The sequence below is a fragment of the Corynebacterium sp. LaCa117 genome (assembly GCF_046717765.1).
GTDB classification, from domain to species: Bacteria; Actinomycetota; Actinomycetes; order Mycobacteriales; family Mycobacteriaceae; genus Corynebacterium; species Corynebacterium kefirresidentii.
In genome coordinates this window covers 844,920-857,858 of sequence record NZ_CP177102.1, presented here as the reverse complement: position 1 = coordinate 857,858, position 12,939 = coordinate 844,920, and the positions used below count along the sequence as shown (strand labels likewise).

Sequence of the window (12,939 nt, the reverse complement as noted above, 5' to 3'; positions counted from 1 at the left end):
AAACGTCTTGGGGCGAATGAGTCGGCCTATAAGCCGGATTCTGTCTAATCGCGGCACTCCCAAGGGAGCACCGCGCGGTGAACATCCATCTAGACCAACCGTTGCCAGTTGGTTCCAGCAGCTACCTTCAGGCTCGAGCGAGCAGCCTTAAAACGCCTGATCGGGCCCCGCAACGTGGCGGGGCCGTGATGCCTTGCTCCCGGTGGGGTTTACCCAGCCACCGCCATCACTGACGGTGCTGGTGCGCTCTTAACGCACCGTTTCACCCTTACCTTGTTGTTCCACATTGGGCCGAAGCCCAAGTGGAGACACAAGGCGGTCTACTTTCTGTTGCACTTGCCCGCGGGTTTCCCCGGGTTGCCGTTAGCAACCACCGTGCTCTACGGAGTCCGGACTTTCCTCGGCGCCCACGTGGCAGCACTTGGCTACCCGTTTGCAGCGACGCGATCACCCGGCCGGCTCATTCGCGTTCCTTATTCTAGCGCAGGCCCTCCAGGTGGCCCACATCGTTAAATCCATGCACCATAGAGCCTCCTTCCCAGAATTCCACCTGGGATATGGCAGCCAGGTCTAAAAAGAGATGACCAAAGGTAGCCGGCCCAGCATCAAGCGCCTGGCGGATAAAGGACTTAATCGGGTTGACGTGGCTTACTACCAGCACGGTTTTGCCCGCAAAGCGCTCTTGTAGCTCCTTGCGGGTAGTGCGCACGCGGCGGTTGACCGCCTGCAGCGATTCCCCGCCCGGACAGGCGACGCTCGCGTCGTGCAGCCATTCCTCATGCAGTTCCGGATCGCGCTGGTGGGCCTCGGCGGTAGTCTTGCCTTCCCATGCGCCGAAGTCCACCTCGATGAGTCCTTCTACGGTCTCTACCTCGATATCGCGGCCATTGGCCACGGCCGCCGCTGTTTCTTGGCAGCGGCGCAGGGGTGAGCAGACAATGGCATCAAAGTCGGCGTCGGCAAGCGCTTGGGCTGCGGCCAGCGCCTGCTTTTGTCCGAGCTGCGTAAGCCCCGGGTTGGCGCGCCCAGAGTACTGCTTAGCGGCCGACATGTCCGTCTGCCCGTGGCGCAGCAGGATAAAGCGAGTGGTAGGTCCGCGGTCGCCTAGCCAATCGGTGGGATGCGGCGCGGTGGTGTCGTGTTCCGTAACCTGTGCCGGTTCGGCGGCATCTTCTTCACCGGAAACGATGCCCTCGGGATGTCCGGCGGCCGCGGCGTCCATGGCGTCATTGGATAGGGCGTCTGCCACCTTATTCTTGGCGCGCGGCACCCAGTCCAAGCTGAAGGAAGAAAAGCCGTTGATGTAGTCGCGGGCGCGCAGGGCCAGCTTCTGCATGTCCGGGTGCTTGATCTTCCAGCGGCCGTTGATTTGCTCCACCACCAGCTTGGAGTCCATGTAGAACTCCACTTCGGTAGCGCCCATCTGGGTGGCGGCTTCCAGGCCACGCAATAAGCCGTTGTACTCAGCGACGTTATTGGTGGACTTGGTGCCTACCACGTAGACGATTTCGCGCAGGATGCGCTGCCCGCTGCCGTCATAAATAACAGTGCCGGAACCGGCCACTCCAGGGTTGCCGCGGGAGCCGCCATCGGCGTAGATAATGACCTTCATTAGACCAAGCGCACCAGGTAGGAGCCGCAATCGCCGCACTGCGGCAATTCATCGGCCGGGGCATTGCGCACCGCGTTTTGCTCCGCCGGCGGCAGGACAATGAAGCAGCCACCACAAGCGCGGTTGGCCTTGAACTGGGCGGCACCCACACCGTTTTCCTCACGCTGGGTATCGTACTCGCTCAGCACTCCGTCAGGCAGCTGTTGGCGCAGCTCGCCGATGCGCACGGCCGGGTCCTCTTGGTTGGCGGCCGCCTCCTGTGCCGCCTCGGCCGCGCGACGCAGCTTTTCCAGCTTGCGCTCTGAATCAGAAACGCGCGCACCGTGTACGTCCAGGTTAGAACGCAGCGCGTGCACCTCATTATGGGCCTCTTGCAGCTCGCTCATGAGGTCTGCAATGCGGGACTTGGCGGCGTAGAGATCGTGCTCTAGGTCCTTGCGCGCTTCTGGATCTACGGCAGCGCCTAGCTGGCGCTTATCATCGCGCTCGCGCTGGCGCAGCTTGCGCTCATCGGCCTGGATGCGCAGGATTTCGGTCTCCATGTCATCGACGGCCATCTGCGCGGAGCCGGAAGCATCCAGTAGGCGCTTGTGTTCTTCTTTAGCCTTGTCATACTCGGCTTGCTCCGGGATTTCCTTCTTTGCGCCATGGCCCTGCGAGCGTTCTAGGTTGGCCAGCTCCAGCAGTACCGGCTGTAGTTCTTGCGATAATTTCACTTATGACTCCTTTGGGTGCGCAGAGATAGTCCACGGGTCGGTGCGCAGGCTGATAATTTCCGTATCCAGTTCTAAAGCATTCTCTACGATATCGCGCGCCTGGGCCGTCCACGGAAATTCGCTGGCCCAGTGGGCGGTATCGATGACGGCCGGGCCGCCGGCGCGCAGGTGCTCATCCACCGGGTGGTGGCGCAGATCCGACGTGACATACACGTCTACGCCCAGCTTCGCGGCCGCGGAGAGAAAGGAATCTCCCGAACCGGAAGAAACCGCTACGGTGCGCACCTTTTGTTCCGGATCCCCGGCGGCGCGGATGCCCCAGGCGGTCTCCGGCAAGGCGTTAGCCACCTGCTGGGTAAATTCGCGCAGGGTCATCTCCTGTGGCAGCTCTCCTACGCGTCCGAGGCCGAGCGCCTTATCCAAGTCTTGGTGGCCGGCGGTTTCCGTAATGTCATAGGCCGGTACTTCATAAGGGTGCGCGGCGTGCAAAGCTTGTAACAAGGCGGGGCGAAGCGCGGCCGGGGCGACGAACTCGACGCGGATTTCCTCGCCGCGGTGCAGGGCGCCAATTTCTCCCTCCGCCGGGTCTGCTCCCTCCTCCGGCTGGAATTGGCCCGTGCCCGCGATATCGAAAGAGCAGTGAGAGTAGGCACCGATGTGGCCCGCGCCGGCGTCGAAAAGCGCCTGCTTTACCTCCTCGGCCGCGGCAACCGGCACGTGCACGCCCCATTTATCTACGCCTTGAGTCTCCGGTACGATGGGCCGGCCGGGGGTGATGCCCACGAGCTCTGCGAGCTTATCGTTGACGCCCGGTCGCGCCTTATCGGCATTGGTATGGGCCGCAAAAAGGGCAACGCCATTGCTCAACAGCGTGTGTACGACCTTGCCCTTGGGCGTATCGGCCGCCACGGACTCCACCCCGCGCAAGAGCAATGGATGGTGGACCACGAGCATATCCGCGCCTAGTTCTACCGCCTGCTCCGCTACCGCCTGGGTGCAATCCAGGGCAAAAGCCACGCGCTTGACCTCCGCGGTCGGATCACCGCAGATAAGCCCCACGGCATCCCACTTTTCCGCCAGGTGCGGCGGGTAGGCCTCATCGAGTACGCGGCGGACATCGCCCACGCTCACAGCGGACATGGAGGTACTCCTTTATGCTCGTTTCATGGAATAGTTACTACTGCTATATCCTATCTTCCGCACCACAGTACTATTCGCGCGAAGGGGTTTTCCGCATGACCGAATCCGCTGCCCGCTCCGGCCTCTACCTCGTCTTTGTTTGCACCGGAAATATCTGCCGCTCCCCCATGGCAGAAATCATCGCGCGCGATGAAATGGAAAAGGACATGCTAGACCTCGTCGCCACCGTAGATTCCTGCGGTCTGGGCGGCTGGCATGTGGGCCAGGGCGCGGACGAACGCGCAGTTGCCGAACTGCGCCGCGGCGGCCACGATGGTGGTTCCCACCGGGCGGCCAAGCTGGGACCCGAGCACATGGACGCTGATCTCTTCATCGCCATGGATAAGGGCCACCGCACAGCTCTCATTGAGCGCGGCATCGACCCAGACAAGATCCGCTTGATGCGCAGCTTCGACCCCAACTCCCCGGAGGACGCGGACGTGGCAGACCCATACTATGGTTCCGCCGCCGATTTCGAGACCACCCGCAACAATATCGAGGCCGCCGTGCCTGGCCTGCTGGATTGGATTCGCGCTCACCACGACTAAACTAGGCCCCATGCTAAAGACGTTCCTTAAGCCGGGTTGGGTTCTACTGCTGCTGTTCGTCGTGGCCTTTTCCTACCTCGCTTTTACCGTCCTCGCCCCGTGGCAGCTGGGCAAGGACGATGACATTGTGGAACGCAACGAGCTCATCACTCACGCCTACGAGGCTGACCCCCAGCCGGTAGAAGACCTCGTGGATGACCACGGCGCTATCAAGAACGATGAGTGGTCCCGCGCCACCTTGCACGGCCGCTACCTGCCCCAGGATGAGGTGCTGCTGCGCCTGCGCCCGGCCGAGTCTGGCCCGTCTTACCAGTCCTTGGTCCCCTTCCGTACCGATTCCGGGCTGACCATCCTGGTTAACCGCGGCTGGGTCAAGGCCGGCGAGGCCAACGCTGTGCCGGATATTCCCGCCGCCCCTTCTGGCGAAACGACTTTGACCGGCATGATCCGCGCCGACGAGGCTCAGCACCAGTCCGCCCCCATTAAGCAGGAGGGCTACCAGCAGGTCTATTCCATCCATACGGAGCAAATTGCCTCGCTTATCGACGCCCCCTTGGCCCACGACTACGTCCAACTTTCCGCGGACCAGCCCGGCGTGCTCAACCCCATGCCCATCCCGCAGCTCGACCGCGGCAACCACCTCTCTTATGGCTACCAATGGATTGCCTTTGGCATCATGGCCCCGCTGGGTTTGGGCTATTTCGTGTGGTCCGAAATCCGTGAGCACCGCCGCCTGCGCGAAGAGGAAGAGGCCCTCTCCGCCCTCGACGCCGATGCCTCTACCCCCTCCGAGCCTGCCTCTAGTGACGCCTCCGCCGCGGACCACACGCCCGCAGAACCAACGGCCGGCGCTGCCCCCGCACCCAGCAAGCATGCAGCCGCGAACGACGACTCCCCGGCCGTTCCCGCCGCGTCTTCCTCGCACGCTGCCAGCCGCCGCAATCGCTCCCGCTACGGCGACTCCAAACCAGATCACTACGCCAAGCTGAATAAGCGCCGCCGCGAGCGCTACTAAGCTCTCTACACCCCGCAGCCGTGGCCGAAGGGCCTGAGTGCTTAGCCGGAGCCTAAGAAGCAGCCACGCTAATAGGGCTACTTCCCCAACCGCCATGCACAACGTGGCCGAAAGTTGGCCCACAGGCGCCTTAAGCCTTGAGCCCCTCCCGGGCTAGCCCGTGCCCATGCATACGGAAAAGACCGCCTCCCGGAAATCAATCCGAGAGGCGGTCTGTGTTGTGCGGCCTGAGGGGATCGAACCCCCGACCTATTGGGTGTAAACCAATTGCTCTTCCAGCTGAGCTAAAGCCGCATGCGCTCTTGCGCTGTTAGAAACAGTAGCGCAGGTTGCTAGAGCAACACAAATCGGCAGGTAGTGCCCTACTTCTTGGTGTAGCCGCGCTGCACCAAGCAAGAGCCTTGCCACTCGCCTAGGCGCTCTGCCTTGGTCTGCACCAAGCCGGCCAGCTGAGCGGACTCAGAGATGAGCCCTGGCTCTACGGTGCCAGGCTTTCCGGCACCCGGGGTAAGCAGCCAGACCGCACCGTTATCGGCCAGCGGACGGCTCGCGTCAACGAGTCCATCCACAAGGTCGCCATCCTCGTCGCGCCACCAAAGAAGGACTACATCGCACAGCTCGTCATTTTCTTCTTCCAAGAAATCATCGCCGAGCACGGCCTCGATCGATTCAGAGATTGTGGTGTCACAATCCTCGTCCCAACCAAGCTCCAGGGCGATTTGCCCTTCCTTGATTCCGAGCTTGACTGCAGCGTCAGCCACTATGCATTTCCTTCCTAAATCAGTGAATGTCTAGTCCGCAGATCTCTCCACATTTGGCGAGCGAATCGCGGCTTAATAGAAGCATTTTAACGCCCACCGGCCCCTTTTACCCGCCTAAGGGGCACAATTCCCCCATTTTGCAGGCCCTCCCGTCACTCCGCCCAGTTCCACAGAGTTTGCAAACTACCCTCTTTTGCCCCAATAAACCCGGCAAAGATACTGGTTATGGCGATGTAACGTACCGCACGTCCCCTTAAGTCGGGCTTCACAACCATTGTGGATCTGTGAGCGCGTATCCTAGTAAGCAAACTGTGCAGACCCTTATACAGGAGGTTTAAATGGCCGAGAAGGACGCCACCAAGGGCGACTCCAACTTCCCGCTCATCCGCGACGGCGTTGCATCGTATCTTCACGATAATGATCCAGAAGAGACCCGCGAGTGGATGGACTCCCTCGATGGTCTGCTGGACCACTCCGATCCGGAGCGCGCACGCTACCTGATGCTGCGCCTGCTCGAGCGCGCTACCGCTAAGCGCGTTGAACTGCCTTCGTTGACGTCCACGGACTTCGTCAACACCATCCCAACCTCCATGGAGCCAGAGTTTCCTGGTGACGAGGAACTGGAAAAGCGCTACCGCCGCTGGATCCGCTGGAATGCGGCCATCATGGTGCACCGTGCACAGCGCCCAGGCATTGGCGTAGGCGGCCACATCTCTACCTACGCGGGTGCTGCCCCGCTTTATGAGGTGGGCTTGAACCACTTCTTCAAGGGCAAGGATGACCCCTCGGGCGGCGACCAAGTCTTTTTCCAAGGCCATGCCTCACCGGGCATGTACGCACGTGCTTTCATGGAAGGCCGCCTGACTGAAAAGGACCTTGATAGCTTCCGCCAGGAGGTATCCCGCGGCGAGGGCGAGGGACTGCCGTCCTACCCGCACCCACGCCTGATGCCATGGTTCTGGGAATTCCCCACCGTGTCCATGGGCTTGGGCCCCATTAACGCTATCTACCAGGCACGCTTTAATAAGTACCTGGAGACTCGCGGCATCAAGGACACCTCCAAGCAGCACGTCTGGGCATTCTTGGGCGATGGCGAGATGGATGAGCCAGAATCTCGTGGCCTGCTGCAGATCGCGTCGCTCTACGAGCTGGATAACCTCACCTTCGTGGTCAACTGCAACCTGCAGCGTCTCGATGGCCCGGTTCGCGGTAATACCCAGATCATTCAGGAGCTGGAGTCCTTCTTCCGCGGTGCCGGCTGGGAGGTCATCAAGGTCATTTGGGGTCGCGGCTGGGATAAGCTGCTGGAAAAGGACACCGAAGGTGCCTTGGTCAACGTCATGAACACCACCTCTGACGGTGACTACCAGACCTTCAAGGCCAACGATGGCGCCTATGTGCGCGAGCACTTCTTCGGCCGCGATGAGCGCACGGCCAAGCTGGTAGAGGATATGTCCGATGATGAGATTTGGGCACTGCGCCGCGGCGGCCACGATTACCGCAAGGTCTACGCCGCTTACGCTCGCGCGCTGGAGAACAAGGGCACCGGCAAGCCAACCGTCATCCTGGCGCACACCATTAAGGGCTACGGCTTGGGTCACAATTTCGAGGGCCGCAACGCTACCCACCAGATGAAGAAGCTGACCCTGGATGATCTGAAGCGCTTCCGCGATAAGCAGGAAATTCCTTTCTCCGATGCGGAGCTGGAAAAGGATCCGTACCTGCCTCCGTACTACCACCCAGGCAAGGACTCCCCGGAGATCAAGTACATGCTGGAGCGTCGTAAAGAGCTCGGCGGCTTCCTGCCGGAGCGCCGCGAGGACTTCACCCCACTCGAGGCACCAGCACTGGACAAGCTGCGCTCTGTACGCAAGGGCTCTGGCAAGCAGGAAGTAGCCACCACCATGGCCTTGGTGCGCACCTTCAAAGAGATCATGCGCAACAAGGAGCTGGGCAAGCGCGTCGTGCCGATCATTCCGGACGAGGCCCGCACCTTTGGTATGGACTCCTGGTTCCCGACCATGAAGATTTGGAACCCCCGCGGCCAGAACTACGTGCCGGTTGACCATGACCTGATGCTCTCCTACCGCGAGGCCACCGATGGCCAAATTATGCACGAGGGTATTTCTGAGGCCGGCGCCGCTGCCTCCTTTACCGCTGCGGCAACGTCCTACGCTACCCAGGGCGAGGCCATGATTCCGCTCTACATCTTCTACTCGATGTTCGGCTTCCAGCGCACCGGCGATGCCTTCTGGGCAGCCGGCGACCAGATGGGCCGCGGCTTCATCATTGGCGCAACCGCCGGCCGCACCACCCTGACCGGTGAGGGCCTGCAGCACATGGACGGCCACTCCCCTGTCTTGGCTGCGACCAACCCGGCCGTGGTTTCTTATGACCCGGCCTTCGGCTACGAGGTTGCCCACTTGGTTTCCCGCGGTATTGAGCGCATGTATGGCAAGGACAACGAGGCCATCATGTACTACCTCACCGTCTACAACGAGCCGGTACACCAGCCGGCCGAGCCGGAGGATTTGGACGTGGAGGGCCTGCACAAGGGCATCTACCACTTCAATACCGCAGAGGGCGGCTCCATTGCTGCCAATATCTTGGCTTCCGGTGTAGGCGTGCACGAGGCGCTGCGCGCACAGCAGATGCTTGCCGACGACTTCGATGTCAAGGCCTCCATCTTCTCCGTCACCTCCTGGAACGAGCTGGCCCGCGACGGCGCCCGCCGCAACAAGGAAGCCCTGCGCAAGGGCGAGGAGCCGAGCGAGGCTTTTGCTACCTCCCAGCTCAAGGGCTACGAGGGTCCGTTCGTGGGTGTCTCTGACTTCACCACCGAGCTGCAGGAGCAAATCCGCCCATACGTCCCAGGCACCTACATCACCCTGGGCGCGGACGGCTTCGGCTTCTCCGATACGCGCGAGGGCGCACGCCGCTACTTCAACATCGACGCCGAGTCCATCGTCGTCGCAGTGCTCGATGGCTTGGCTCGCGAGGGCAAGATTGAGCGCTCCGTTGTGGAGAAGGCAGCCAAGGATCTCAAGCTCGATGATCCGACCGTGACCACCCACATCGAAGACTAATCTCATCCTCGGCGCGGGCTAGACCCGCGCCACGCGCTACAAGAAAGGCGCCGCCGGCTTCCCCGCCGCGGCGCCTTTTGCGTGCCCAGCAAACGGGCCTATGCATCCGGCCCGTCTATATCGCATCAAGGACGCGGCCAAGGGCCGCGGAGATAGCCTCGGGGTCTTCGAGTATCACCATGTGTCCGGAGCCATCCACTGTCTGCAGGTTGGCGGCGGGCCAATGCTTACAGAGCACCTCGGATTGTGAACGCGGGGTGACAATATCGGCGGTTCCGACTACTACCTCGCCCTTGAGCTTCGCCAGCCATGGAGCGGCGCCGTATTCGGCGTGTTCCAAAAGGTCGTCGAAGAAGCCGGAGTAGGAGGCCAAAGGGGTATCGAGAAGCATGGCAACGTGAAATTGCAGCTTCTCCATCTGGGGAAAGCCCGCCAAGGTCGCAGCAAAAAGTGGCGCAATGAAGCGGGCGGCCTCAAAGCGCGCGCTATCGACGCGACCAGGCAGGCGCAGACACAAGCGGTAGAGCGCATGCAGAGATTTCGACTGCAGGATCTGCGCTACTCCCTTTGCTGCAAAGCGACGCATCGAAGTAGAAATCAGCAGTGCGCCCTTGATGCGCTCATAAACCTCCACTGGAGCACGGCGGATAAGGTTTAAGGCAACCATGCCGCCCAAGGAATGGCCGACGATGACTAGGTTGCCGCGGGGAGCGCGCTCGCGGATGACGGCTAGGACGTCGTCGGCAGCCGCGTCAACGGTGCACTCTTCCGGGTCGACCGTGGAGGACTGCCCGTGCCCGCGCAGGTCCACCAAGAGTGCACGCGCATTGCGACCGCGGAGATAATTGGCCTGGTCATAATAGGCTTCCGCGGATAGGCAATAGCCGTGAATGAAGACCACGGTTACCGGCGCGTCTTCGCGCCCCACCTCGTACCAGGCAATATCTAAACCATCGTGTTCCACAGTGCCGGAAGCGCTGACCTGGGTAAGGCCCGGCTCGGTGGAGGGATCATGCAATCCGCCATAGAGTTTTTCTAGCTCGGCGCGGTGCGAGGGGCGCAGGCGCTTGAGCCAACTACGCGCCACAACGGAAGAACGTTTTCTCAATGCCATAACGGGATCAATACTAGACTGGTGGGCATGGCAAACGACCTCAGCGCCCAATTACAGGCAAAGTTCAACGCGAGCGCGCCGGAAAAGGAGCCAGAGCGCGATACCCTCGGCCAGCTCCTCGCGCTCATAAACAAGGTCACCGGTACCGAGGAAGATCTGAGCCGGGATACGCGGCTGAAGGATATTGGCGTCGAATCGCTAGATCTAGTGGAGCTGACCGTACGTGCGGAAGAGGCCTTCCAGGTGCGTTTTTCTGAGGAAACGATGCTCAACTGCGAAACCATCGGCGATATTGCCGAGTATGTGGAGGACCACCAATGATTTCTTATCTATCCGATATGGACGGCGTACTCATCAAAGAAGGCGAGATGATCCCTGGCGCCGATAAATTTATCCAAGCTCTCAAGGATAATGACATCGAGTACATGGTGCTGACCAATAACTCCATGTCTACTCCACGGGATCTTTCTGCCCGCCTGCGCAACACCGGCTTGGATATTCCGGCAGAGCGCATCTGGACCTCCGCCACCGCCACCGCGAATTTTCTTTCCAGCCAGGTAAGCTCGAGCAAGGCCTATGTGGTGGGTGAATCCGGCCTTACCACCGCCATGCACGAAGCTGGGTGGATCCTTACCAACGATGACCCTGATTTTGTGGTGCTTGGTGAGACCCGCACCTATTCTTTTGAGGCCATCACGAACGCGATTAACCTCATCCGCAATGGTGCTCGTTTTATCGCCACCAACCCAGATGTCACCGGCCCTGCCCCAGAAGGAGTATTGCCGGCCACCGGCGCCGTGGCTGCACTGATTACCGCCGCCACCAACCGCGAGCCTTATTACGTGGGCAAGCCCAACCCGGTCATGATGCGCTCGGCGCTCAATCATATCGGCGCTCACTCGGAGCACACGGTGATGATTGGTGACCGCATGGATACAGACGTTAAGGCCGGACTCGAGGCCGGCATGCGCACAGTTTTGGTGCGCTCCGGCATCTCCGATGACCGAGAGATTTCTCGCTACCCCTACCGCCCTTCTGCCGTGCTGAAATCTGTGGCCGAACTGCCGGACAAAATCTTTGATCCCTTCGCAGAGGAGGAATAGGCCGCCCTCAACCGGCCCTACTTATGGCAGAAGGAAAAGGGAGGGTGGACCAGCAGCTGTTGGTCCACCCTCCCTGTGCTTTCTACGGCAGGCGCACGGCAGCAGTAAAGCCGTGGCGCTGCGCAAGGTAGCGCACGACGCAGTCCAGCGCATCTAGCTCTTCGCGGGTGCCGGTCAGCACCTGGTGGCAGCCAATACCGCTGCCTGAGTGGGCACAGGCTTTGCCGCCTCGAGCAAGCGCCGCGACAGAAAGCCCATCCCGGAACCAGCGAGTGCACCACTGAGCGGTCAGTGGGTCATCACCCGGAATGATAAATTCCGACTCGGTACGGATGCACCGATCCATGGCGCGTTCAATCTCCGAGCGCAGCGAGCGCGGCATCCCGGAAATCTTGAGCACACCGGTAACCACGGTGGCACCACCGTTGACGGAGGGCCACGCGGAGGTGGAGGCCGGCTGTTCAACCGGCGCAGGGTTAACGCACGTATTCATAGCCGATTCTCCCTCGACATAGATCACCACCGCACGAGGCCTGCCGGCCCGGCGCGATGCAAGACGAGCTTCGTCTTCCCCAACGAACTGTCTGATGCGTCTGCACACAATTTTCCTGCGTCACACCTCCCCCTACAACCCTCAACTTTCGCTTCAACCCCCGTTCGCTAAACCTCAACCCCAGGTACAGACTGAGGCTAAAGTTGCAGGTGAATCCTGAGTTAAAAATGTGAATATTGTGGTTTTCTTCCTAGTGAGTAGACCCGCCCTGCACATGGCAGTAGAATCCCAGCTCATGCATATGAAAAAGGCTTTGATTTCGCTTGCAGCAGCCGCCTTGGCCGCTGGAGCGATGTCCCCGGCTGCGAGCGCCCAATCCTCGCTAAATTCCCTGTCTTCCTCCCCGGCGATGGGGGAGCTTTCCTCCGCCATCGGCAAGGCGCTTGAATCCTCGCCCCACAACGGCACCCCAGCCCCCGCCCCGGCCCCATCGGAATCGGCCAAGGAAGAATGGCGGGAAATTTCTGTCCCGGGGTTTGGCACTCGCAGTTACTTGGTGCAGGTGCCCAAGAATTTCGACCCACAGCGTAGCTACGATGTGATTTTTGGTTTCGGCGGGATGGGAAATGACGTCGCTTTTACCAAGAGCTATATGAACCTAGCCGAAGAGAGCGATGGCAGCGCCATCATCGTCTATCCCCGCGCCAAGGTGGGACACAACGGGCAGCTAGCCTGGGAAGGACCCAAGTACGCTTCCACCCGGCGCGGCGAGGACGTGGCCATGGTCAAAGCCATTACCACTGAGCTAAAACGCGACTACCGCATCCACAGCGTATACGGTACCGGCTTGTCCAATGGCGGCGGAATGGCGCTGTCCGTGGCCTGCCAAGAGCCTACGCTTTTCGACGCCATCGCAGTCGTCGCCTCCGCAAACTACCAGCCGATCTTTGAAAATTGCCACGGCGCCGTAGACACCTTGTTCATCCACGGCACCCGCGATGCCACCGCACCTTATGGTGGCCCGGCCATCGGCTCGAACGGTCACGGTGGGCGCTACCTTTCCGCACAGGCGGCTTTCCGCACCGTCGGCGAGCGCAATGGTTGCATCGATGTGAATCACCCGCGCCAAGGTTTTGGCGCGGGCTACGATCCCTATATCTTCGATGGCTGCGCGGGTTATACGGAGCTCGATCGGGTCAATGACGGCGAGCACACGTGGTTCCCGTTTAATCCGTCCGCCACCGAGCGCGTACTGGATTTCTTCCGCGAGCATTAGCGTCTGAGTCTAGCCGCGCTCGCGCGGCTAGGCCGG

At 60.9% G+C, this 12,939-nt stretch carries 12 protein-coding genes, 1 tRNA gene and 1 other RNA gene; 6 read left to right on the top strand and 8 right to left on the bottom strand.

All coding sequences use genetic code 11. The features are described from left to right. Positions 1 to 13 precede the first annotated feature (13 nt). From rnpB to ACLI1L_RS04360, 4 genes are all read right to left on the bottom strand, one after another. Positions 14 to 463, bottom strand: an RNA gene (gene rnpB, locus ACLI1L_RS04375) — RNase P RNA component class A. A 15-nt stretch (positions 464 to 478) separates the two neighbouring features. Beyond that, positions 479 to 1,612 carry a bifunctional RNase H/acid phosphatase gene (locus ACLI1L_RS04370; RefSeq protein WP_411708172.1) on the bottom strand — a complete coding sequence of 378 codons (1,134 nt, stop codon included), beginning with the start codon at positions 1,610 to 1,612 and terminating at the stop codon, positions 479 to 481. Next, entirely contained in the window at positions 1,612 to 2,328 is a 717-nt protein-coding gene (locus ACLI1L_RS04365; protein WP_411708171.1) for a zinc ribbon domain-containing protein, read from the bottom strand. Before ACLI1L_RS04365 ends, ACLI1L_RS04370 begins: the two co-directional genes overlap by 1 nt. Then, on the bottom strand, positions 2,329 to 3,468 hold the full coding sequence (locus ACLI1L_RS04360; protein WP_411708170.1) for a Nif3-like dinuclear metal center hexameric protein: 1,140 nt from the start codon (positions 3,466 to 3,468) through the stop codon (positions 2,329 to 2,331). It lies immediately after the preceding gene. A 95-nt stretch (positions 3,469 to 3,563) separates the two neighbouring features. Between ACLI1L_RS04360 and ACLI1L_RS04355 the strand changes: the two genes are divergently transcribed. Together ACLI1L_RS04355 and ACLI1L_RS04350 are read left to right on the top strand one after the other, a co-directional pair. Continuing rightward, entirely contained in the window at positions 3,564 to 4,055 is a 492-nt protein-coding gene (locus ACLI1L_RS04355; protein WP_411708169.1) for a low molecular weight protein-tyrosine-phosphatase, read from the top strand. A gap of 10 nt (positions 4,056 to 4,065) precedes the next feature. Further along, the gene (locus ACLI1L_RS04350; protein ID WP_411708168.1) at positions 4,066 to 5,070 is read left to right on the top strand and encodes an SURF1 family protein; all 1,005 of its coding nucleotides are present in this window, start codon (positions 4,066 to 4,068) and stop codon (positions 5,068 to 5,070) included. Positions 5,071 to 5,291: 221 nt separating this feature from the next. Here ACLI1L_RS04350 and ACLI1L_RS04345 read toward each other — a convergent pair. Beyond that, positions 5,292 to 5,364, bottom strand: a tRNA-Val gene (locus ACLI1L_RS04345). A gap of 68 nt (positions 5,365 to 5,432) precedes the next feature. Next, a complete protein-coding gene (locus ACLI1L_RS04340; RefSeq protein WP_411708167.1) occupies positions 5,433 to 5,831 on the bottom strand; it encodes a DUF3052 domain-containing protein in 399 nt (132 codons plus the stop codon). A gap of 338 nt (positions 5,832 to 6,169) precedes the next feature. Between ACLI1L_RS04340 and aceE the strand changes: the two genes are divergently transcribed. Then, positions 6,170 to 8,917: a pyruvate dehydrogenase (acetyl-transferring), homodimeric type gene (gene aceE, locus ACLI1L_RS04335; protein WP_086587341.1), complete on the top strand. Its 2,748-nt coding sequence runs from the start codon at positions 6,170 to 6,172 to the stop codon at positions 8,915 to 8,917. 115 nt (positions 8,918 to 9,032) lie between these two features. On the opposite strand, the gene ACLI1L_RS04330 is transcribed toward aceE, so the two are convergent. Beyond that, positions 9,033 to 10,031, bottom strand: a complete 999-nt coding sequence (locus ACLI1L_RS04330; protein WP_411708166.1) for an alpha/beta fold hydrolase — start codon at positions 10,029 to 10,031, stop codon at positions 9,033 to 9,035. A gap of 27 nt (positions 10,032 to 10,058) precedes the next feature. Between ACLI1L_RS04330 and ACLI1L_RS04325 the strand changes: the two genes are divergently transcribed. Both ACLI1L_RS04325 and ACLI1L_RS04320 read left to right on the top strand, forming a co-directional pair. Next, complete coding sequence (locus ACLI1L_RS04325) at positions 10,059 to 10,352, top strand: acyl carrier protein (RefSeq protein ID WP_086587339.1); 294 nt, start codon at positions 10,059 to 10,061, stop codon at positions 10,350 to 10,352. Further along, entirely contained in the window at positions 10,349 to 11,134 is a 786-nt protein-coding gene (locus tag ACLI1L_RS04320) for an HAD-IIA family hydrolase (RefSeq protein WP_023021126.1), read from the top strand. The genes ACLI1L_RS04325 and ACLI1L_RS04320 overlap by 4 nt, the downstream gene beginning before the upstream one ends. 82 nt (positions 11,135 to 11,216) lie before the next feature. Here the strand turns inward: ACLI1L_RS04320 and ACLI1L_RS04315 are convergent, their stop codons facing one another. After that, positions 11,217 to 11,627: a hypothetical protein gene (locus tag ACLI1L_RS04315; RefSeq protein ID WP_086587338.1), complete on the bottom strand. Its 411-nt coding sequence runs from the start codon at positions 11,625 to 11,627 to the stop codon at positions 11,217 to 11,219. Positions 11,628 to 11,922: 295 nt separating this feature from the next. Here ACLI1L_RS04315 and ACLI1L_RS04310 point away from each other — a divergent pair, with 295 nt between their 5' ends. After that, on the top strand, positions 11,923 to 12,903 hold the full coding sequence (locus ACLI1L_RS04310; RefSeq protein ID WP_411708165.1) for an alpha/beta hydrolase family esterase: 981 nt from the start codon (positions 11,923 to 11,925) through the stop codon (positions 12,901 to 12,903). Positions 12,904 to 12,939: the final 36 nt, after the last annotated feature.